We start from the raw sequence: 21331 nt of genomic DNA, 5'->3' as shown, positions 1-21331 counted from the left end.
GGCGGTCAGGCCGCTCCCCGCGCGGGTGCGTGTCCGGTCAGCGCGGTGGCGGACAGTTCGTCCATGGGGATCAGGCTCGCGCCGAGGTGGGCCGCGAGATCGCCGGCGAGTCCGAGCCGGACCATCCCCTGCTCGCAGTCGACGACCACGGACGCGATGCCGCGACGACGGATACCGTCCGCGGCTTCCCGCGCCCGGGCCATCGCGCCTCGTCCTGAGGTGGCACGTCCGTCGGTGAGGACCACCAGCAGCGGCCGGCGGTCGGGCTCGGCGCGGCGACACCGCTGTACGACATCGGCGGCGAGCTGCAGGCCCTCGCCGAGCGGTGTCCGGCCGCCGGTACGGATCTCCTCGAGGCGGCGCACCGCGATCTCGACCGATTTGGTGGGCGGCACCGCAAGCGTCGCGGAGGAACCCCGCGCCACGACCACCGCGACGCGGTCGCGCCGGGTATACGAGTCGCGCAACATCTCCACGCACAGTTCGGACACCGCGGCCAGCCGACGCCGGGCGGTCATCGACCCGCTGAGGTCGACCACGAAGACGACGAGGTTGGCCTCCTGGCCGACCCGTTGCGCCGACCGCAGGTCGGGGGCGGCGATCCGCACACCGCGCTCGGACCCGGCCCCGCCGCGACCGGCCCGGCCCGCGGCGGCGAGCACCGTGCCGAACAGATGCACCGGTCGGCCGGCATCGAAGTCCACGGCATGGGTGGTGTGTCCGCGACGGCTCCGCGCCTTCGATCGGCGACCCGGGTCTCCGTCGCCGAGTCCGTCGACGCGCAGGGTCGGCATGCGGCGGGCCGTCGAGGTCGGCACGGACCCGAACGCCGGTCCGGGAGCGTGCTGCGGGGCGTCGGTGTCGCCGGTCTCGGGAGCCGCATCGGGGTCGGTGTCGGGCGCCGGGCCGGTGTCGGATGCGGAGTCCGGGGCCTCGCCGCCGCCACCGGGCGGCGGTGGTGTCTCGGGCGGTTCCGGGTCGTCATCGGGTGAGTCGGGTCCGGCCGCGTCCTCGCCCGCCGACATCGCCTCGTCGAGCTGGTCGCGGCTGAGCCCCGACTCGTCGAAGGGGTTGCGGCGGCGCCGATGCGGCAGCGCGAGCTCGACGGCCGCCCGCACGTCGACGTCCTCGACGGCGGTGGCCCCGCGCCAGGCGGCATGAGCGAGCGCGGTCCGGGCCACCACGATGTCGCCGCGGAGTCCGTCGACGTCGAGGTGGGCGCAGATCCCGGCGATACGGCGCAATTCCCGGTCCGGGAGGGCCACCGCACCCACGGCGGCTCGTGCGCTCGCGATCCGTTGTGTCAGTTCGTGTTCGGCGGCGGCGTGGGCGGCGACGAACGACGCCGGGTCGGCGTCGTAGGCCATGCGGCGGCGCACCACCTCCACGCGTTCGTCGACCTCGCGGCCGGCGGCCACGTCGACCGCGAGCCCGAACCGGTCGAGCAGCTGCGGGCGCAGCTCTCCCTCCTCCGGGTTCATGGTGCCGACGAGTACGAAATCGGCCGCCTGGGTGTGTGACACACCATCGCGTTCGATCGTGACCCGTCCACTGGCCGCGGCGTCCAGCAGCACGTCGACGAGGTGGTCGGCGAGCAGGTTGACCTCGTCGATGTACAGCACCCCGCGGTGCGCCCGGGCGAGCAGACCGGGAGTGAATTCCGCACGGCCGTCCCGCAGCACCGAGGTGAGGTCGAGCGAGCCGATCACGCGGTCCTCGGTCGCACCGATGGGCAGTTCGACCACGCGGCCGGCGGTGTCCGCCGTGGAGCCGGGGACGCTGAGCAGCGGGCCGAGCCCGCGCACGATGGTCGATTTCGCGGTGCCCTTCTCCCCACGGATCAGGACACCCCCGATGCCCGGCGAGATGGCCGACAGGATCAGTGCGAGTTTGAGCTGCTCCTGCCCGACGACGGCGCTGAACGGATAGCGCACGTCAGCGCGCGTGTCCACGGAAGCGGGAAGTTCACCGAGGGTCGTCATCGTGACCCGGCGCGGAGCATCGACACGTGGGGGATCCCGTCCTCGAGGTAGTCGTCGCCGTCGCGGACGAAACCGAACTTGCCGTACATCTCGGTGAGGTAGGTCTGTGCCTCGATCCGGCACGGGCGCTCCCCGACCTCGTCGAGCGCGGCGGTCATGAGGGTCGCCACGAGGCCGTGACCCCGATGGTTGCGTTCGGTGCAGACACGGCCGATCCGGAAGACCTGTCCGCCGTCGGCCTCCGGTTCCTCGAGCAGCCGCAGCGTCGCCAGTACCGCCCCCGGGTCGGACCCGTCCCCGTCTCCTTCGTCGGTCCGGTCCCCGCCGTCGGTGATCCAGAACTGGCGCGTCGTCGGTTCCAGATCGCGGCCGTCGAGCTCGGGATACGGACAGGCCTGCTCGACGACGAAGACCTCGACCCGCAGCCGGAGCACCCGATACAGCGTGGCTGCGTCCATGTCATCGGCCAGGGCGCGGTGCACCCGCGGTTCAGAGATCATGTGTCGTGGTTAGCACACAAGGCGACCGGACTTCACCTCGCGCGGATCAGCCGGCGGTGGCGGGCGCGAGCCGGCCGGTCTCGGCCGGGACCTCGTTCCGGTCGGTCAGCTGCAGCGTCTTGTTGGTCCAGTCCCACACCTGGCGGTACAGGTCGCGGTTGTCGTTGAGCTTCTGACCGAAGGACGGGATGATCGCGGTCAGCTTCGACGACCAGCCCGCGTACTCCTTCGGGAAGCACTGTTCGAGCACCGAGATCATCGCCGGCACGGCGGTCGAGGCGCCGGGGGACGCACCGAGGAGCCCGGCGATGGTGCCGTCGCCGGCCGCGACGACCGCGGTGCCGAACTCCAGCTGACCACCCATCCCGGTCTTGCGGATGACCTGCACGCGCTGTCCGGCGGTGATGAGCTCCCAGTCGGCGCCGAGCGCGCGGGGGACGAATTCCGACAGCGTCTTCACCCGGTCGGCCGGCCCGGCGGCGAGCTCGCTGATGAGGTACTTGAGCAGCCCGAATTCCTTGGGAGCGATCGACACCATGGGGAGCAGGTTGCCCGGCTTGATCGAGGCGGGCAGGTCGGTGATCTTGCCGCTCTTGAGGAACTTCGGCGACCATCCGGCATACGGGCCGAACAGCAGTCCCGGCTTGTGGTTGATGACGCGGGTGTCGAGGTGCGGCACCGACATCGGCGGGGCACCGACGGCGGCCTGCCCGTAGACCTTCGCGTGATGCTCGGCGACGAGATCGGGGTTGGTGCAGCGGAAGAACTCACCGGACACCGGGAACCCGCCGAACCCCTTGGCTTCTTTGATGCCCGACTTCTGCAGCAGGTGCAGCGCACCGCCGCCGGCACCGACGAACACGAACTTCGCGTGCACGGACAGCTTCTGCCCGGTCCGGCCGTTACGGACCTTGACGATCCAGCTGCCGTCGGACTGCTTGGACAGATTGGTGACCGAATGGCCGAAGTAGATGTCGGCGCCCTGGGCGACATGATTGAGGAGCTGCTGGGTGAGCGCGCCGAAATCGACGTCGGTGCCCTGGTCGAACCAGTTCAGCGCGACCGGGTCGGCGAAGTCGCGTCCCTCGGACATCAGCGGCAGTCGTGCGGTGAACTCGGCCGGGTCGTCGATGAACTCCATGCCCTCGAACAGGGTCTGGGTCGCGAGATTGTCGTAGCGCTTGCGGAGGTACTTCTGGCCTTCGGCGCCGTGGGTGAAGGCGACGTGCGGGATGGGGTTGATGAACTCCGACGGGTCACCGAGGATGCCGTTGTCGACCGAGTGGGCCCAGAACTGGCGCGACACCTGGAACTGCTCGTTGATGGTGAGCGCCTTGTCGATGTTGACGTCGCCGTCGGCGGTCTTCGGCGTGTAGTTCAGCTCACAGAGTGCCGAGTGTCCGGTGCCGGCGTTGTTCCACGGGTCGCTGCTCTCGGCGGCAGCGGCGTCGAGCTGCTCGAACAGGCTGATCGACCAGTCGGGCTGAAGCTGTCGGAGCAGCGCCCCGAGCGTCGCACTCATGATTCCCGCACCCACCAACGCGACGTCGGTCGTGATCACCGTTTTCGACACCTGGACTCCACTTCACCTGGAGGGACACTGTGACCGGTGTTCGTCGCGGCACGTCGTCCCGGATGGCAACTTGTCGACCGGGCACTTCTCACCCGGTCCTTCTCAACCGTCATTGTCCAGCATGGCACGTCCAGCACGAGAATCGACCTTCGCAACTGTGTGCTGCACGACATCCGGGCAGTCCTGACCTGTCACTATGCTGGTCGCCGTGAGCGCATCCGCAGCCGCCGACTGGCAGCCCGACCGATTTCTCGAGGACTACCGGCAACGCGTCCTCCCCCTGGGCCCCGATCCCGACGGTGAATCGCCGATCACCGCGACCCTGGTGCGACGCGCCGAGTCGTCACCCGCGCGCGGCGCCGTGCTCTACGTCCACGGTTTCACCGACTACTTCTTCCACGAGCCGCTCGCCGACTTCTTCGTCGACCGCGGGTACGCGTTCTATGCTGTCGACCTGCGAAAATGCGGGCGATCGCGGCAATCGCACCACACGCCGCACTTCACCACCGACCTCGCGATGTACGACGAAGAGCTCAACGCGTCGCTGCGGATCATCCTCGACGAGGTGGGACCCGACTGCCGGGTCGTGGTGGCCGGGCATTCGACGGGCGGCCTCATCACCGCACTCTGGCTCGACCGGTTGCGACAGCGCGAGCCGGCGCTGCACGCGGCAGTTGACGGACTCCTGCTCAACTCACCCTGGTTCGATCTGCAGGGCGACGCGGTGCTCCGCACCCTCCCGGTCACGCTGCTCGTCAAGGCGATCGCCGCCGTCGCGCCGACCAGGGTGATACCGAAGGAACTCTCGCAGGCCTACGGCGAGAGCCTGCACGACAGTGCGCACGGCGAGTGGAACTACGACCTGTCGGCGAAACCGCTGGGCGGATTCCCGGTCACCTTCGGTTTCCTCGACGCGGTGCGCAGTGGTCAGCGTCGCCTGCACCGCGGCATCGACGTCGGTGTTCCCGCACTCGTGTTACGTTCGGACAAAACGCATTTCGCCAGAACCTACTCGGCGTCCACCGATCATGCCGATGCCGTCCTCGACGTCACCCACATCGCCCGCTGGAGCGGGTGCCTCGGCGGCCGCGTGACCGCGGTACCCATCCCCGACGCCCGACACGACGTCTTCCTCTCCGTCGCACACGCCCGCGAGCACGCCTATCGCGAGGTCGACCACTGGCTGTCCGCCGTCCTCTCAACCGAAAGCGAGAATCCCCTATGACCGCCACGCAGGTCGTCGACCTGGCCATCATCGGCTCCGGCAGCGGCAATGCCATTCCCGATGACCGCTTCGCGGACAAGACCCTCGCGATCTTCGAGGAGGGCGTCTACGGCGGCACCTGCCTCAACGTGGGGTGCATCCCGACCAAGATGTTCGTCTACGCCTCCGAGGTGGCCGAGATCGCCACGCACGGTGCGCGCCTGGGCGTGCACTCGAAGGTGGACTCGGTCGACTGGCCCGGCATCGTCGAGCGCGTGTTCGGCCGCATCAACCCGCTGTCGCAGGGCGGCAAGGAGTACCGGGTCGATCGGTGCGAGAACATCACCGTGTACGACTCCCATGTCGAATTCGACGGGCGCGACGACGACGGCCGGTACCGGCTGGTCACGCGAGACGGCGACACCGTCCTCGCCGACGAGGTCGTGCTCGCCGCCGGATCGCGCGCGGTCATCCCCCAGATCATCGCCGACTCGGGGGTCACCTACTACACCAACAACGACGTCATGCGTCTCCCCGAGCTGCCCGAACGCCTGATCGTCGTCGGGAGCGGTTACATCGCAGCGGAATTCGCACACGTCTTCGGCGCGCTGGGCTCACAGGTGTCGATCATCGCGCGCGGCCCGGGTCTGCTCCGCAAGCAGGATGCCGACATCTCCAACCGCTTCACCCAGGTGGCCCGGGAGAAGTGGGACGTTCGGCTGGAGACCACGATCACCGAGGCCGAGGACCTGCCCGACGGCGGTGTGCGGGTCGGGCTCTCCGACGGCGCGACACTCGAGGCCGACGTCCTGCTGATCGCGACCGGCCGGCAGCCGAACGGCGACCGGCTCAATCTCGACTCCGTCGGCATCGAGCTCGACGACGAAGGTCGCGTGCGCTGTGATCAGCACGGTCGCACCGCCGCCCGCGGAGTGTGGACGCTGGGCGACGTCAGCTCGCCGTACCAGCTCAAGCACGTCGCCAACCACGAACAGCGGGTGGTGCAGGCCAATCTCCTGAAAGGTTGGGACGCAACCGATCTGGACACCTTCGACCACCGGTACGTCCCGGCGGCGGTGTTCACCCACCCGCAGATCGCCGCGGTGGGCCTCACCGAGGACGAGGCTCGCGAGGCCGGCCACGACTTCGCCGTCAAGGTCCAGGCCTATGGCGATGTCGCCTACGGCTGGGCGATGGAGGACACCACCGGATTCTGCAAGCTGATCGCCGAACGCGGCACCGGCCGGTTGTTGGGCGCACACCTCATCGGCCCGCAGGCACCGACGGTCATCCAGCCGGTCATCCAGGCGATGCACTTCGGCCAGACCGCACACGAACTTGCCCGCGGCCAGTACTGGATCCACCCGGCGATGCCCGAGGTCCTGGAGAACGCGATCCTCGGCCTGGATCTCTGACGCCCAAGCCCTCCGCGCGAGCTCAGAAAATCGTTGAGCGCAGGGCGATCTCGCTGGCGAGGGCCGGGGCCGCGCGCTGCGGAATCCAGTGGTCCACGCCCGCGAGTTCGCAGTAGCGGAAGTCGCCGTAGACGTACCGGCCGCTGCCCTGCGCCTGTTCGCGACCCAGGGCGGTGTCGGCGTCGCTCCACAGCAGCGTGGTCGGGATCTCGACCGGCGGGCACGCCATCGTCGCCTTGATGTCGCCGGTGAAGTTCGCGCGGTACCAGTTCAGTGCCGCGGTCAGGGCACCCGATTCCCGCAGCGGGGCGAGTTCGTCCTCGGAGATGCCGACCGCCCGCAGCTCGGCGGCGTCGTCGGCGAGCAGCCTCTCCTCGGCCCCGTCGGCCACGAAATCGAGGATGTACGAAGAACGTTCACGCTGGTCGCTACCGACGAGCGCGTCGCGCATGGCCGACGGATGCCCGGTGCTGGCGACGACGAGCCCGGTGAACCGGTCGGGGTACTTCCCGGCGAGATGCCACGCGACGATGCCGCCCCAGTCGTGCCCGACGAGGATCGCGTAGCCGATGCCGAGGGCGTCGAGAACCCCGATCACATCGGACACGAGGTGGGTGAGCCGGTAGTCGTCCACCCCGGGCGGCCGCGCGCCGGGGCTGTACCCACGTTGATCGATGACCAGTGTCCGCAGCCCCGACTCGTGCAGGCGCGGCAATACGTCGTCGTAGCAGCTCCCGTTCACCGGGAACCCGTGCAGCAGCAGAACCCACGGACCGGTCTCCGGTCCCCCGATCCGGACGTCGAAGGTGAGGCCGCCCACGGTCACCTGACGTCGGTCGTCGATCATGGGGCGGTCTTCAGTCATGGCGCCCACGATAACCCGTCTCCACGACCCCGGCGTCTACAAGTCCTCGAGGTGGTGACGGATGACCTTGGGGTGGCGCGGCGGCCCTTGTCGGATCAGCCGCATGATGGCGTCGAGGTCGAGGTGTTCGGTGACGAGATCGGCCATCGTGTCGACCTGCCGGCGCCGCACCGCCTCGACGTCGGTGTCCGGCGCGACGCGGAATCCACGGACCCCGGCCTCGGCCGCCACGTCGGCCAGAAGTCGACGCCGGAAGTCGTTGCACGCCAGCAGTCCGTGCCAGTGGGTACCCCGGACCGCCCCCCGCACCGCGCCCTCCGGACCGTGCCGGTCGTCGACGATCCACGTGTTCTCGGCCGATCGGGTCACCCGGCCGTGATGGATCTCGTAGCCGCTGATCGCGACGCCGGACGCGCCGTCGCCGGTCCCGGTCACCTGCCGCACGGTTTTCTCGGCGTGGAACTCGATGTCGAGGTCGAACACCCCCAGTCCGGGCACCCGCCCGCGACCGGATTCCACCCGGTCGTCGAGGGTGCGGCCCAGCATCTGGAATCCGCCGCACACGGCGACGATCGGACGTCCGCGGGCCGCACGTTCGGTGAGCGCCTCCCCGAGACCGCGCGCCCGCAGCCACTCGAGGTCGGTCACGGTGGCGCGGGTGCCGGGCAGCACGACGAGGTCGGCGGCCGCCACCCCGGCCGGGTCGTCGACCCAGGTGACGTCGACACCGGGTTCGCAGGCCAGCGCCTCGACGTCGGTCGAATTGGAGATCCGGGGCAGGCGGATGGCGGCGACCCGCAATCGGGGACCTCCGGTCCCGGAGGATCCGGTGAACGAGCGCGGCGGCCCGACCCGCCGCCCGACCGGCGCCGCGAGCGAGTCCTCGGCGTCGAGCCACAGGTCGTCGGCGAAGGGCACCACCCCGAGCGTCGGCCGTCCCGTGATCGCCTCGACCTGCCGCAGTCCCGGCTCGAGGATCGACGGATCACCACGGAACTTGTTGACCACGAACCCCGCGATCAGCCGTTGATCGGCGTCGTCGAGGACCGCGGTGGTACCGAACAGATGGGCCAGCGACCCGCCGCGGTCGATGTCGGTGACCAGGAGCACCGGCAGGTCCGCCGCCTGTGCGAGACCGAGATTCGCGATGTCGTTGGCGCGCAGGTTGATCTCGGCGACCGAACCCGCACCTTCGCAGAGGACCACGTCGAAGTCGCGTCGGAGACCGGCCAACTCGTCGGCGACGACGGCGCGCAGCCGCGCCCGCCAGTGCAGGTAGTCGGCGGCCCCGACGTCTCCGGCGGGCCGACCGCGGAGGATCACGTGCGAGCGGCGGTCACTGCCCGGTTTCAGCAGCACCGGGTTGAACCTGGTGGAGGGTTCGAGGCCACAGGCGAACGCCTGCAACGCCTGCGCACGACCGATCTCGCCGCCGTCGAGGGTGACCACCGAGTTGTTGGACATGTTCTGCGCCTTGAACGGTGCGACCCGCACACCGGTGCGCCGCAGCGCACGGCACAGCCCGGCGACGATGAGGCTCTTCCCGGCATCGCTGCTGGTACCGCCCACGAGCAATGCGCCACCGAGTCCGTCCACCCGGAACAGACTAGAGGCCGAACCCGACGCCGCGACCACGGTGGCGTCGTTCACAAGTCCCACCGTTCACCTCGCGGCCGTGCGGGTCTCGATACAGTGACCCGGACGAACAGGTCGACAGCCGGTCGTTCAGAGTCAAGGGGGGTCATCGGACGTGGAGGTCGTGAAGCCCGGGTCCGTGTTCGCCGGATATCGCGTCCTCTCGATGCTCGGGCGTGGCGGCATGGGACAGGTCTGGCTCGTCGAACACCCCACCCTGGGCCGCCGCGAGGCCCTCAAGATCATCTCGCCGAACCCCGCCGATCCCAGTTTCGCCGAGCGGTTTCGCAACGAGGCCCGCACCGCCGCGGCCCTCGATCACCCCGGCATCGTCACGGTCTACACCCACGGCGTGGAGAACGGCAGCCCGTGGTTCTCGATGTCCTACCTCGAAGGCGAGGACCTCGCCGCCGCGTCGGCACTGTCGGTCGACGACGTGGTGACGGTCGTCGGCAAGGTCGCCGACGCGCTCGACTATGCCCACACCCGGCGCGTCATCCACCGCGACATCAAACCCGCGAACATCGTGGTCGCCCGCGGCCCCGACGGCCGGATCTCCCGGGTCACCGTGCTCGATTTCGGCATCGCCCGCCTGATGGACGGCGCGAAGATGACCGCGACCAACCTGTTCGTCGGCACCCTCGCCTACGCCGCACCCGAGATCCTCACCGGCGAACCGGCAATCCCGGCGTCGGACCAGTACGCGCTCGCGTGCACGACGTTCCAGCTGCTCACCGGATCGCAGCCCTACCCCGGGCAGACCCCGATGGCCCTGATCGCCGGCCACGTCAACACGCCCGCACCGCGGATCTCCGAGCGCCGCCCCGACCTCGTCCACCTCGATGCCGTGTTCGCGCGCGCCCTCGCCAAGAACCCCGCCGACCGGTTCGCGTCCTGCTCCGAGTTCGCCGCGGCGCTCGCCCGGGCGGTCGAGATCGCGTCGACGGCGCCCTCCGTCGTCGCGCCGCAGGCACCCGGCCGTCCGTTCTCCCCACCGCCGCCCACCCAGCAGGCGCCGGTGCACCCGGTGGCCCACCGCGCCCAGCCACCCGGCGGTCACCCACCGTTCCCGGCGTACGGTCCCGGCGGACCGCCGCCGGGTCCACCACCCGGATATGTGACCGGTCCCGGCGGACCCCACGGACCCGGCCCGGGATCCCGGGGAACAGGCTCACGCACCGCGTGGATCGTCGCCGCGGTACTCGGCGTCGTCGTCCTCGTCGTCGGTGTCGTCGGCGCCGCGATCGCCCTCAGCGGATCGGGATCGGATCCTCAGACAGCGCCGGTCGCCGGGTCATCGACGACGCCGCCCAGCACCACTGGCGGATCATCCACCGGCAGCGACACGTTCGAGTCCATCGCGTCCAGCGGCGACAGCACGTGCGCGGTGCGCGAGGCCCAGCTGTACTGCTGGGGCGACAACGAACGGGGCACGCTGGGCGACGGTACGACCACCGACCGCCCGCGCCCGGTCGCGGTCACCGGCATCTCGAACGTCTCGGCGGTCAGCATGGGCGGCCTCGGGACGACCTGCGCGATCAGTTCCGGAGACCTCTACTGCTGGGGTTACGGGATCGGACCGCCCGGGCAGAACGTGCCGCTGCCGACGAAGGTGTCCGGCCTGTCCCGGGTGTCGGCGGTGTCGGTCGGGCTGACGATCTGCGCGATCAGCGACGGCGACGCCTACTGCTGGCGCAACAACGCTAGCGGCCAGGTCGGCAACGGCAGTACCGGGTCGGTGGACGTGCCCACCCGCGTCGCCGGTCTTTCGGACGTGACCGCCGTGTCCACGTCGCACACCACGAGTTGCGCCATCGCCGGCGGTTCGGCGTACTGCTGGGGCAACAACCGGGAAGGCCAGATCGGCGACGGCACCACACTCGACCGCCTCACGCCGACCCGGGTCCTCGGACTCGATTCGCCCACGTCGATCAGCACGAGCCTGTACTCGACGTGTGCGGTCGCCGGCTCCGGCGGCGTGTTCTGCTGGGGCCAGAACACCAGCGGCCAGCTCGGCGACGGCACCGAGCAGAACCGGCGCACCCCGACCCGCATCGACGTCCGCGGGGCCACCGAGGTGTCCACGGCGGCCTATGGCGGATGCGCCGCCGCGGGCAGCTCCGCCTACTGCTGGGGTTCGCGCAGCGATCAGCCGGACAAGAGCCCCGACCGCGTCAACGGACTGTCGGAGGTCACCGAGGTCACCACCGGTTCGGCGAACGTGTGCGCCGTCGCGGACGACGAGATGTACTGCTGGGGCCTCAACGGCCAGGGTCAGCTCGGCAACGGGACGACCACGACGAGCAGCGAACCGCAACCCGTCCGCTTCCCCGCCTGACCCTCTCGGCTGTCGGGCCGAACCTCAGTTGTCGGGCCGAACCTCAGTTGTCGGGCCGAACCTCAATTGTCGGGCACAGTGAGGATCTCGGCGCCGTCGTCGGTGACGACGAGGGTGTGCTCGAACTGCGCGGTCCACCGGCGGTCGGCGGTCACCACGGTCCAGCCGTCGTCCCACATCTTCCACGGCAGTGCGCCGAGGTTGATCATCGGCTCGATGGTGAAGACCATCCCGGGTTCGAGGACAGTATCGACATTCGGCTCGTCGTAGTGCAGCACGATCAGTCCGTTGTGGAAGGTCTCACCGATGCCGTGGCCGGTGAAATCGCGCACGACCGTGTAGCCGAACCTGTTCGCGTAGGACTCGATGACCCGACCGATGACATTCAGCTCGCGACCCGGTTTGACGGCCTTGATGGCGCGCTCGGTCGCGATCCGCGTCCGCTCGACGAGATCGGCGGCCTCCTGGTCGACGTCGCCGGCGAGGAAGGTCGCATTGGTGTCGCCGTGCACGCCGTGGATGTAGGCGGTGACGTCGATGTTGACGATGTCCCCGGCCTCGATCACCGTCGAATCCGGGATGCCGTGGCAGATCACCTCGTTCAGCGAGGTGCAGCACGACTTCGGAAAGTCCTTGTAGCCCAGGGTCGACGGGTAGGCACCGTGGTCGATCATGTACTCGTGCGCGATCGCGTCGAGTTCGTCGGTGGTCACGCCCGGGGCGACGGCCTTGCCCGCCTCGGCGAGTGCGTTGGCCGCGATCTTGCTCGCGATGCGCATCTTCTCGATCGTCTCGGCGGTCTGCACCCAGGGCTCATGGCCCTCGTTCACCGTCGGCTTCCACACGTATTCGGGACGTTCGATGGAGTCGGGCACGGACCGGATGGGCGACACGATCCCCGGCGTGAGGGCACTGCGAACTGGCATGCGACCAGACTATCCCTGCCCGTCGCGGCGAGGCCCGTGGGCGGGCACCCATCCGGCGACGAATGCGCTGATCGCGGTGACCGACTCACGACCGACGGACTCTCGCCCCGGTCACTCACCGCGCACTCCTGCTGACCGGGAAGCGCACTGGCAAGGATCCCTCCCCGCCGCCGATATTCGACGACCGTCACCACAACCACGCGAATGCTTGGTCGAGTCGAAATGCGCAGAGGGGTTTGAACCTTGCTGAACCGAGACACTCACGACGACCGATCTCTTATCGAGACCGACGATCCGGAAAGGGTCGGTCAACGCAGTTCGCCGAGCGTCCTACGTGTGGCGGTTTCCAGCTTCCTCGGCACCGCGATCGAGTACTACGACTTCTTGCTCTACAGCACGATGGCAGCACTCGTCTTCGGTTCGTTGTTCTTTCCCGAGTCGGGCAGCGGTGGGGTCGCCACGATCGCGGCCTTCGGCACGCTCGCTGCGGGATATGTCGCGCGACCGGTCGGCGGCCTGATCTTCGGCCACTACGGCGACCGGCTCGGCCGGAAGAGAACGCTGGTCGCTTCGATGATGCTGATGGGTGTGGCCAGTACGCTGATCGGCGTCTTACCCGGCTATGACTCGATCGGTATCGCCGCCCCGGTTCTGCTGATCGTGCTGCGCACGGTCCAGGGCATCGCGGTAGGCGGGGAATACGGGGGCGCCGCCCTGATGGTCATCGAGCACGCGGGTGCACGTAGGCGCGGGAGTTGGGTGGGCATCATGCAGATGGGCTCCTCGGTCGGCAGCCTGGTGGCCACGGGCGCCGTCGCGCTGGTGACACTCCTACCAGACGAAGATTTCGAATCGTGGGGTTGGCGCATACCGTTCTTGGTCAGCGCGATTCTTCTGATCCTGGGTCTCTATGTCCGCCTCAGCGTCACCGAAAGCCCGGTCTTCGAGGAGGCCGGAGCCCGGGACAGGGAGAAGTCGACGCGCAGGGTTCCGGCGCTGGAGATCCTCAAGAACCAGAAGCGGCCCCTCGTCCTGGCATGCGCTGTTGGAATCGGCCCCTTCGCCCTGACCGCCCTGATCAGTTCGTACATGATTGCGTACGGGACCGGAGTCGGCTTCAGTCGACCCGAGGTCATTCAGGCTCTGCTGATCGTGAACATCATGTCCACCTTCACGATCCCCGCCTTCTCTGCCCTGTCCGACTTCGTGGGCCGTAAACCTGTGGTGGTCGCCGGTGCGGTCGGCGCGGTCGGGTGGGCATGGCCCATGTATGCCATGGCCGGAAGTGGATCGATCTGGCTGTTGACGGTAGGCATGATGGTCGGACAAGTGGTCCAGAATCTCATGTATTCACCGTTGGCATCCATGTTCTCGGAGATGTTCGACACCGAAGTCAGGTACACGGGCGTCTCGATGGGTTATCAGATGGCGAGCCTGCTGGGAGCAGGCTTCACCCCGATGCTCGCCGCGACGCTGGTCCTGGCGACCGGCGGTTCGAGTCTGCCCTTGATCCTCATCATGGTCATCGCGGCGTGCATCACGCTGGTCGCGCTCACGATGCTCCGGGAACCCCGGGGTGTCGACCTCGTGGGTTCGGTGACTGGGGCCCACTGATCTGTCGCCACGGCATGTTCGCGACACTCCGAATCGTAGGGGCGTGTCGTGACGTCGGTGTCGGTGCCGACGTTGCCCGCACGCTGCTCGATGGTGCGGATCGGCAGCGATGTAGACTCGCTCAACGGACAGGGCGCTCTGGAAGCACGAGTACGCAGATCCCATTTATCCCATCGGGCCAGTTCAGAGCTACATTTTGCGATTTCACGCCATCGGCATGACGTGGTAGTGGCCGGTCTCGCCGGGAGGAGCCGATGGGAGGGCATCGGAGTCGACGATGGAGGTGTGCGGTGCGGACCAGGGGGTTACGGGCGGCGCTGGTGATGGTGCTGACCGTGCTGAGCCTGTCGGCGTGCTTCGTCACCCCGATCGAGCAGGAGCGGCACTCGCCGGGCGCGCATCTGCGCGACGGTCCGCAGACCGCGACGCTCGCGGAGTCCGACGTCGCACCCGTCGTCGAGAACCCCACACCGCGACTCCCCGCCACCGTCGACTCGCTCCGGTACGGGGACGTGACCGTCGCCGATGCCGACCGGATCATCGCCGTGGACATCAACGGAACACTCGGCAACATCGTGTACGCCCTCGGTCTCGGGTCCCGCATGGTGGGGCGCGACACGTCCACCGCGTTCCCGTCGGCGAGATCGCTACCGGTCGTGACCAACCGCGGACACAGCCTCAACGCGGAATCCGTTCTCGCCCTTGACCCGAGCGTCCTGCTCATCAGCGAGTCCACTGTGCCCACCGCGGCGGTCGACCAGATCCGCGACTCCGGCGTCGCCGTCGTCGTGTTCCCGGCCATCCGGGATCTGGACTCGAACGACGCCCTGATCCGCTCGGTCGCAGCCGCACTCGGCGTCGCCGACGCCGGGGAGAAGCTCGTCGCCCGGACCGCTGCGCAGATCGAGGACGCCCGCGAGCTGGTCCCGGACCCGTCCGGGGATCCCACCATGGCGTTCCTCTACATCCGCGGACGCAACCTGCTGCTCCTGGCCGGGCCCGGATCGGGCGCCGACGACCTCATCGAGGCGCTCGGCGGTCGGGATGCCGGCGCGGCGGCCGATCTCACCGGCGCGTTCACCGCGATCAGCGCCGAGGCCATGATCACCGCCGACCCGGACGTGATCCTCGTGATGACCCAGGGCGCGGCGACCGTCGGCGGACCCGAGGGAGTGCTGACCCTGCCGGGCGTGGCCGACACCGAGGCCGGTCGCAACGGCCGGATCGTCCAGATGGACGAGAGTCAGATCCTGGCATTCGGTCCCGAGGTCGGACTGGTGCTGGGCGCCCTCGCGAGGTCGATCTACGCATGACCGACCCAGCGCGGACCACGACGGACCCGGCGACCGAGCCGACGACCCCGTCGGCCGTCAACGCTGCTCAGGCCGGCGCGTCGCATCGGGTGCGTGACCTCACGGTGGTGGCGGTGATGCTGGTCGCGTTGGTCGTCCTCGTCATCGTGTCCGCGGGCACCGGAAAGGTGTCGGTGCCGCCGCTCGAGGTGCTCGGCAGCCTCGCCCACCATTTCCACCTCGATCTCGGTCCGCTCCCCTCCCACCCGAACGGCGAAGGCGCACTGTGGAACGTGCGCTTCCCGCGCATCGTGCTCGGACTGTTCGTCGGTGCCGCACTCGGCGCCGCAGGCTGTCTGCTGCAGGGAGTGCTGGCGAACCCGCTGGCCGAACCGGGGATCATCGGCGTCTCCTCGGGCGCCGCGGTCGGTGCCTGCCTGATGATCGTGCTCGCCGGCGGGACCGCCGGAGCCGGTGGTGCCGCGGGCAATTGGGCTCTCGCCGGGGCCGCCTTCGTGTTCGGCCTCATCACCGCGGCGGCGGTGTACGTGTTGTCTCTCCGCGACGGCTCGTCGTCGGCGATCATGCTGGTGCTCACCGGTATCGCGGTCAACGCGTTCGCGGCCGGGATCATCGCGTTCCTCACCTTCGTGGCCACCACCGCCGCCCGCGAGCAGATCATCTTCTGGCAGCTCGGCTCACTCGCCGGACGCACCTGGAGCGAGATCTGGGTCGTCGCACCGCTCGTCGTCGTAGGTGTCGCGGCCTGCCTGTTCCTGGTCTCGAAGCTCGACCTGCTCGCCCTGGGCGACATCCAGGCCGCCTCCCTCGGCGTGAACGTGGAGGCCGTCCGCCGGCAGGCGATCGTCCTCACCGCGGTATTGACCGCCGCTGCGGTCGCTTTCGCCGGGATCATCGCCTTCGTCGGCCTCATCGTGCCGCACGTGATGCGCCTCATCGTCGGACCGCGCCACGCGATCCTGTTACCCACCAGCGTGATCGGCGGAGCGCTGGTCATCACCGGCGCCGACCTCGCCGCCCGGACGATGCTCGGTGACGCCGACCTCCCGCTCGGCATGTTCACGTCCCTGATCGGTGGCCCGGTCTTCTTCATCCTGTTGCGTCGCAGCCGTCACGCGGGTGCCGGATGGTGACCGACACCGCCGCGACGACGACCCCGGGCATCCACGCCCGAGACGTCTCGGTCGTTCTCGGCGGACGCGAGGTGGTGAGCGAGGTGACCCTCGACGTCGGCCGTGGTGAACTCGTCGCCCTCGTCGGTCCCAACGGATGCGGCAAGTCCACGCTGCTGTCGGCGCTGTCGGGCACCCGCACACCGCACCGCGGTCACATCGAGGTCGACGGCCGGGACGTCGCGACGACCTCGATGCGCGAACTCGCCCGCCACCGCTCGCTGGTGACCCAGCAGAACCGGGTAGATACCCCCTTCACCGTTTCCCAGGTCGTCGCGATGGGCCGCTACCCGTGGCTGCGGACACCGCGCGCGGCGAACTCCCCGACCGTGATCGCCGACGCGATGGCACTCTGCGAACTCGGCGACATCGCGGACCGGCCGTTCGGACAACTCTCCGGCGGCCAGCAGGCGCGGGTCTCCCTGGGTCGTGCCCTCGCCCAGGACACCCCGGTCATGATGCTCGACGAGCCGACCGCGGCACTCGACATCCACCATCAGGAGCAGGTCCTCGACATCCTGCGCGTCCACCGCGATGCCGGCAACGCCGTGCTGCTGGTGGTGCACGACCTCACCCTCGCCGCCGCCTACGCCGACCGGGTGGCCGTGATGAAGGACGGCCGGCTGCTCGCGATCGGGCCCACGCCGGAGGTGATGACCGTCGACCTGCTCAGCCACACCTACGACCACCCCGTCGAGGTGATCGAACATGCCGGGCGACGGGTGATCCTCCCCGTCCGGACACCCGGTAGCGCCTAGACGATGGTGCCACTGGGGTGAGGGCGTCTCAGGAGAGAGGGCGCACCGCGTAGCCCGGACCGAGACCGGCGAAGAAGTCGCGGGTGACGGCCACCGCGTTGTTCGAGTCACCGCCGCCCACGACGAGGGTGGCGAAGGCGATGTCCCCGCGGTAGCCGGCGAACCAGGCGTGTGACCCGCCGGCGAACTCCGCCTCACCGGTCTTGCCGAACACCGCACCCTGGCCGTCGATCACCGACGCCGTACCGCTCGTGATGACCTCACGCATCATCGGGCGCAGCTGGGCGTAGACCTCGGGCGCCATCGTGGGCGTCGGTCCCTCGACCTTCGTGGGCTTGTCCAGGATGAGTTGCGGCACCGGGGCCTTTCGACCGTTCGCAACGGTGGCGGCCACCAGGGACAGCCCCAGCGGCGAGACGAGGACCTTGCCCTGCCCGAAGCCGTCCTCACTGCGGGCGACGAGTTCGTTCTCGATCGGCACCGAGCCGGACACGGCGTCGAGGCCGGCGATCTCGTAGTGTTGTCCGACGCCCATCGCGGCCGCGGCGTGCGCGAGATCCGACGGTCCCATCTCGCTGGCGAGTTTGGCGAACGTGGTGTTACAGGACTGCGCGAACGCCCGCAGCATCGACACCGTCCCCAGCGAGAACCCGTCGTAGTTCGGGATCAGGCGCGGACCGATCTGGATCGCACCGGGACATCCGACGGGGGTGTCGGGGGTGGCCATCCGATGGCTGATGGCGGCCGCGGCGGTCACCATCTTGAAGGTCGACCCGGGCGGGTACAGACCGGTCGTCGCGATGGGCCCCGACCGGTCGGCCGCGGGATTCTGTGCGACCGCGAGGATCCTGCCGGTGGACGGCTGCACGACGACCAGCGCGATCTGGAACCGGTTGGTGGCGTTGACCGCTCGCTGGGCCGCGTTCTGCACCGTCCGAGACAGACTCAGCGAGACCGCCGGCGCGGGGTCCGGGTCGTGGTCGGCGAGGACGTCGGCGTCGAGGCCGTTGGGGTTGACCGTCACCACCCGCCAGCCCGCCCGCCCCGACACCTCGGAGTCGACGACCTTCTTGACCTCGGTCAGCAGGGCGGGCGCGAATCTCGGGTCCTCGGGCACCAGTTCGGCCTGTTCGTTGGTCACGACGCCGGGGATCGCCAGTTGGTCGCGCAACCGGTCGAACTGGTCGTGGGACAGCCGGGCGAGCGGGTACTGCTGCCGGTTCGCGGTGACCTGTTCGATGATCGTCTGCTCGTTGAGCGAGGGACTGAACCGGCGCAGTACCGCGACCGCACCGGTCACCGACTCGGCGACCGACGCACCCTGTTCGGCGGCGGCGGTCGCATCGAAGTTGACGCCCACGACAGTGCCGTTGACCATCACCTCCGAGCCGTCGGACTCATTGACCGTCGCGCGCGGCGCCTCGACGATCTGGAGCGAAAGGCGTTGATCGGCACCGAGTTTCGGATGGATGTTCGTCGACGCCCAGCGCACCGCCCAGCCGTCGTCGGACCGGCCCATCCGCAGGGTGGCGTCGTAGGCCCAGTCGCGGCCCCGCGGCAGCGCCCACGTGTAGTCGACGTCCACCTCGGCGGTGTCCCCGGTGACGCGGACCCGCCCGGCCTGCGACTCGAGTGCCTCGGCACCCAGCCCGGCCCAGGCCGACTCCATCGCGGACTCCGCGTCAGCGGGGGTGTCGGTCAGCGCCGCCGCGGACGCGACCTCTCGATCGGCGTAGGCCTGCAGGAAGCGCTCCGCAGCGCGGCGCGGGCCGTCGTCCTCGGAGGCCGAACAACCGACCGTGGCCACCGTCATGGCAGCACACACCGCGACGATCACCGCCGGGGTCCATCGAGTTCGCATGCGCCACATCGCAGTCGAGTCTAGGGTGGCCCGGCCGGAATCCCGCGACGCCACGCGGGGCGTGCACTCAGTCGACGAGGACGGTCGCGAAGGTGCCGACCTCGGTGAACCCGATGCGGTCGTACACCGCGCGCGCGGTCACGTTGAAGCTGTTGACGTACAGACTCGGAATGCGGCCGTGAGCGGCGACGGCCTCCGCGACGGCCGCGGTACCACCCAGTCCCAGTCCCTCACCGCGCCGGTCGGGATCCACCCAGACTCCCTGGATCTGGCCGACCCGGCGGGACAGCGAGCCGATCTCGGCCTTGAACACGACGTCGGGGCCGTCGAAGCGGGCGAACACCCGCTGCGCGGTGATGAGCGAGGCGAGGCGCCGTCGATAGGAACGACCGCCGTCGCCGGCCGTCGGATCGACACCGACCTCGCCGATGAACATGTCGATGGCCGCGGGCATGTACGCGTCGAGGTCGTCGAGGGTCACCAGCCGCACGAGCGGGTCGGCGGGTACCGCTGCACAACACGTGAGGGCGAGCAGCGGTTGCACCGGCCGGACCTCACGCGCCGGACCCCACACCGGCTCGATCTGTTCCCACATCTGCATCACGAGGTCGGCGCGGCCGACGATGGAAGAGCATGCCCGCGGTCCGGCGATGGCGCGGTCGGAGAAGTAGTCGAGATCCTCGGGCGAACCGGTGAGCGGGATCAGGTTGGCGCCGGAGAAGCAGAGGGACGACGCGGGATTCTGCGCGGTCCACAGCTCGCCGCCCAGCAGCCGAGGGTTGATCCCGTGCGTCTCGAAGCGGGCCGCGACCATGCACATCGCCACCGGGTCCGAGGTGAGGACACGTTCGACAGCAGCCGCATCGCGAGCGCCGAGCGGCTTGTCGCCCAGTAGCTTCAGCAACGCCGCTCCTCCCTCTCGAGCCTGCCGCCGACCTAGGAAACGGTCACCACGGGCGGGCCCACGTGAGTACCGTCTCCAGTTTCTCCTGATTCCTCGGCGATCCGCAGCGCTTCTTCGATCAAGGTCTCCACGATCTGTGCCTCGGGAACCGTCTTGATGACCTCGCCCTTGACGAAGATCTGCCCCTTGCCGTTCCCGGAGGCCACGCCGAGGTCGGCCTCGCGGGCCTCACCGGGGCCGTTGACGACGCACCCCATCACGGCCACGCGCAGCGGGACCTCCATGCCCTCGAGTCCGGCGGTGACCTCGTCGGCCAGCTTGTAGACGTCGACCTGGGCGCGGCCACACGACGGGCACGAGACGATCTCGAGTTTGCGCGGGCGGAGATTCAGCGACTGCAGGATCTGGTCGCCGACCTTGATCTCCTCGGCCGGCGGGGCCGACAGGGACACCCGGATGGTGTCGCCGATGCCCTCGCTGAGCAGCGCGCCGAAGGCGACGGCGGACTTGATCGTGCCCTGGAACGCGGGCCCGGCCTCGGTGACGCCAAGGTGCAGCGGGTAGTCACAGGCGGCGGCGAGCTGGCGGTAGGCCTCCACCATGATCACCGGGTCGTTGTGCTTCACCGAGATCTTGATGTCGCCGAAGCCGTGCTCCTCGAACAGCCCCGCCTCCCACAGCGCCGACTCGACGAGCGCCTCCGGGGTCGCCTTGCCGTACTTCTGCAGGATCCGCTTGTCGAGGGACCCGGCGTTGACGCCGATCCGGATGGGGATCCCGGCATCACCGGCCGCCTTGGCGACCTCCTTGACCCGCCCGTCGAACTCCTTGATGTTGCCCGGGTTGACGCGCACGGCGGCACAACCGGCGTCGATCGCGGCGAAGATGTACTTCGGCTGGAAGTGGATGTCGGCGATCACCGGGATCTTGGACTTCTTGGCGATGATCGGCAGCGCATCGGCGTCTTCGGGACGTGGGCACGCGACCCGCACGATGTCGCACCCCGAGGCCGTCAACTCCGCGATCTGCTGCAGGGTGGCGTTGATGTCGTGGGTCTTGGTGGTCGTCATCGACTGCACCGAGATCGGGTGGTCGCTGCCGACGCCGACCGAGCCGACGAAGAACTGCCGGGTCTTCCGACGCGGGGCGAGCACCGGCGGTGGCCCGGCGGGCATGCCGAGTCCGATCGGCACTGCGGTCGCGGGAGTCGGGGCGTTCATCTCGTTCACCTCTGGGGGTTTCGGTTCTCTGGTGGTATTCGGCGCCGGACG

Annotated in this window: 16 protein-coding genes; 7 read left to right on the top strand and 9 right to left on the bottom strand. The window is 69.2% G+C overall.

Translation table 11 applies throughout. From position 1 onward, the window contains the following. Nucleotides 1-5: 5 nt before the first annotated feature. Genes ACFVHY_RS08505 through mqo form a run of 3 tightly spaced genes read right to left on the bottom strand, consistent with a single transcriptional unit; the run spans nt 6 to nt 4055 of the window. Complete coding sequence (locus ACFVHY_RS08505) at nt 6-1982, bottom strand: VWA domain-containing protein (protein WP_390270793.1); 1977 nt, start codon at nt 1980-1982, stop codon at nt 6-8. Beyond that, complete coding sequence (locus ACFVHY_RS08500; protein WP_390270790.1) at nt 1979-2482, bottom strand: GNAT family N-acetyltransferase; 504 nt, start codon at nt 2480-2482, stop codon at nt 1979-1981. The genes ACFVHY_RS08505 and ACFVHY_RS08500 overlap by 4 nt, the downstream gene beginning before the upstream one ends. Nucleotides 2483-2528: 46 nt before the next feature. Continuing rightward, on the bottom strand, nt 2529-4055 hold the full coding sequence (gene mqo, locus ACFVHY_RS08495) for a malate dehydrogenase (quinone) (RefSeq protein ID WP_277243942.1): 1527 nt from the start codon (nt 4053-4055) through the stop codon (nt 2529-2531). Nucleotides 4056-4251: 196 nt separating this feature from the next. Between mqo and ACFVHY_RS08490 the strand changes: the two genes are divergently transcribed. Further along, nucleotides 4252-5280, top strand: coding sequence for an alpha/beta hydrolase (locus ACFVHY_RS08490; protein ID WP_390270787.1), 1029 nt, complete (start codon nt 4252-4254; stop codon nt 5278-5280). Further along, nucleotides 5277-6674: a mycothione reductase gene (gene mtr, locus ACFVHY_RS08485; RefSeq protein ID WP_390270784.1), complete on the top strand. Its 1398-nt coding sequence runs from the start codon at nt 5277-5279 to the stop codon at nt 6672-6674. The genes ACFVHY_RS08490 and mtr overlap by 4 nt, the downstream gene beginning before the upstream one ends. A gap of 22 nt (nt 6675-6696) precedes the next feature. Here mtr and ACFVHY_RS08480 read toward each other — a convergent pair whose 3' ends face one another. Both ACFVHY_RS08480 and ACFVHY_RS08475 read right to left on the bottom strand, forming a co-directional pair. Continuing rightward, nucleotides 6697-7500: an alpha/beta fold hydrolase gene (locus tag ACFVHY_RS08480; protein ID WP_390271489.1), complete on the bottom strand. Its 804-nt coding sequence runs from the start codon at nt 7498-7500 to the stop codon at nt 6697-6699. A gap of 75 nt (nt 7501-7575) precedes the next feature. Beyond that, a complete protein-coding gene (locus ACFVHY_RS08475; RefSeq protein ID WP_390271487.1) occupies nt 7576-9135 on the bottom strand; it encodes a cobyric acid synthase in 1560 nt (519 codons plus the stop codon). Nucleotides 9136-9298: 163 nt separating this feature from the next. Here ACFVHY_RS08475 and ACFVHY_RS08470 point away from each other — a divergent pair, with 163 nt between their 5' ends. After that, the gene (locus ACFVHY_RS08470; protein ID WP_390270781.1) at nt 9299-11512 is read left to right on the top strand and encodes a protein kinase; all 2214 of its coding nucleotides are present in this window, start codon (nt 9299-9301) and stop codon (nt 11510-11512) included. A 62-nt stretch (nt 11513-11574) separates the two neighbouring features. Here the strand turns inward: ACFVHY_RS08470 and map are convergent, their stop codons facing one another. Next, the gene (gene map, locus ACFVHY_RS08465; protein ID WP_390270778.1) at nt 11575-12438 is read right to left on the bottom strand and encodes a type I methionyl aminopeptidase; all 864 of its coding nucleotides are present in this window, start codon (nt 12436-12438) and stop codon (nt 11575-11577) included. A 336-nt stretch (nt 12439-12774) separates the two neighbouring features. Here map and ACFVHY_RS08460 point away from each other — a divergent pair, with 336 nt between their 5' ends. The 4 genes from ACFVHY_RS08460 to ACFVHY_RS08445 all read left to right on the top strand — a co-directional run bounded on the left by ACFVHY_RS08460 (nt 12775) and on the right by ACFVHY_RS08445 (nt 17295). Continuing rightward, entirely contained in the window at nt 12775-14052 is a 1278-nt protein-coding gene (locus tag ACFVHY_RS08460; RefSeq protein ID WP_390270775.1) for an MFS transporter, read from the top strand. Nucleotides 14053-14342: 290 nt separating this feature from the next. Next, a complete protein-coding gene (locus tag ACFVHY_RS08455; RefSeq protein ID WP_390270772.1) occupies nt 14343-15365 on the top strand; it encodes a hemin ABC transporter substrate-binding protein in 1023 nt (340 codons plus the stop codon). Beyond that, complete coding sequence (locus tag ACFVHY_RS08450) at nt 15362-16498, top strand: FecCD family ABC transporter permease (protein ID WP_390270768.1); 1137 nt, start codon at nt 15362-15364, stop codon at nt 16496-16498. The genes ACFVHY_RS08455 and ACFVHY_RS08450 overlap by 4 nt, the downstream gene beginning before the upstream one ends. Further along, nucleotides 16492-17295, top strand: a complete 804-nt coding sequence (locus ACFVHY_RS08445) for a heme ABC transporter ATP-binding protein (protein WP_390270765.1) — start codon at nt 16492-16494, stop codon at nt 17293-17295. Before ACFVHY_RS08450 ends, ACFVHY_RS08445 begins: the two co-directional genes overlap by 7 nt. A gap of 28 nt (nt 17296-17323) precedes the next feature. On the opposite strand, the gene ACFVHY_RS08440 is transcribed toward ACFVHY_RS08445, so the two are convergent. The 3 genes from ACFVHY_RS08440 to ispG are packed head-to-tail and all read right to left on the bottom strand — an operon-like array spanning nt 17324 to nt 21280. Continuing rightward, the gene (locus tag ACFVHY_RS08440; RefSeq protein ID WP_390270762.1) at nt 17324-19165 is read right to left on the bottom strand and encodes a penicillin-binding transpeptidase domain-containing protein; all 1842 of its coding nucleotides are present in this window, start codon (nt 19163-19165) and stop codon (nt 17324-17326) included. Nucleotides 19166-19223: 58 nt separating this feature from the next. Continuing rightward, a complete protein-coding gene (locus ACFVHY_RS08435; RefSeq protein ID WP_065628972.1) occupies nt 19224-20060 on the bottom strand; it encodes a GNAT family N-acetyltransferase in 837 nt (278 codons plus the stop codon). A gap of 32 nt (nt 20061-20092) precedes the next feature. Beyond that, a complete protein-coding gene (gene ispG, locus ACFVHY_RS08430; RefSeq protein WP_390270759.1) occupies nt 20093-21280 on the bottom strand; it encodes a flavodoxin-dependent (E)-4-hydroxy-3-methylbut-2-enyl-diphosphate synthase in 1188 nt (395 codons plus the stop codon). Between the last annotated feature and the right edge of the window lie 51 nt (nt 21281-21331).

Origin of the sequence: Gordonia sp. NPDC127522 (assembly GCF_042672305.1) — a bacterium.
Taxonomy (GTDB): Bacteria; Actinomycetota; Actinomycetes; order Mycobacteriales; family Mycobacteriaceae; genus Gordonia; species Gordonia hongkongensis.
This window is presented reverse-complemented; position numbering and strand designations above follow the sequence as displayed.

Excerpts from the sequence above, each read along its gene's own strand:
- ACFVHY_RS08505 (WP_390270793.1), bottom strand. The coding sequence starts at position 1,982 with ATGACGACCCTCGGTGAACTTCCCGCTTCCGTGGACACGCGCGCTGAC.
- ACFVHY_RS08500 (WP_390270790.1), bottom strand. The coding sequence starts at position 2,482 with ATGATCTCTGAACCGCGGGTGCACCGCGCCCTGGCCGATGACATGGAC.
- ACFVHY_RS08490 (WP_390270787.1), top strand. The coding sequence starts at position 4,252 with ATGCTGGTCGCCGTGAGCGCATCCGCAGCCGCCGACTGGCAGCCCGAC.
- mtr (WP_390270784.1), top strand. The coding sequence starts at position 5,277 with ATGACCGCCACGCAGGTCGTCGACCTGGCCATCATCGGCTCCGGCAGC.
- map (WP_390270778.1), bottom strand. The coding sequence starts at position 12,438 with ATGCCAGTTCGCAGTGCCCTCACGCCGGGGATCGTGTCGCCCATCCGG.
- ACFVHY_RS08450 (WP_390270768.1), top strand. The coding sequence starts at position 15,362 with ATGACCGACCCAGCGCGGACCACGACGGACCCGGCGACCGAGCCGACG.
- ACFVHY_RS08445 (WP_390270765.1), top strand. The coding sequence starts at position 16,492 with ATGGTGACCGACACCGCCGCGACGACGACCCCGGGCATCCACGCCCGA.
- ACFVHY_RS08440 (WP_390270762.1), bottom strand. The coding sequence starts at position 19,165 with ATGTGGCGCATGCGAACTCGATGGACCCCGGCGGTGATCGTCGCGGTG.
- ispG (WP_390270759.1), bottom strand. The coding sequence starts at position 21,280 with ATGAACGCCCCGACTCCCGCGACCGCAGTGCCGATCGGACTCGGCATG.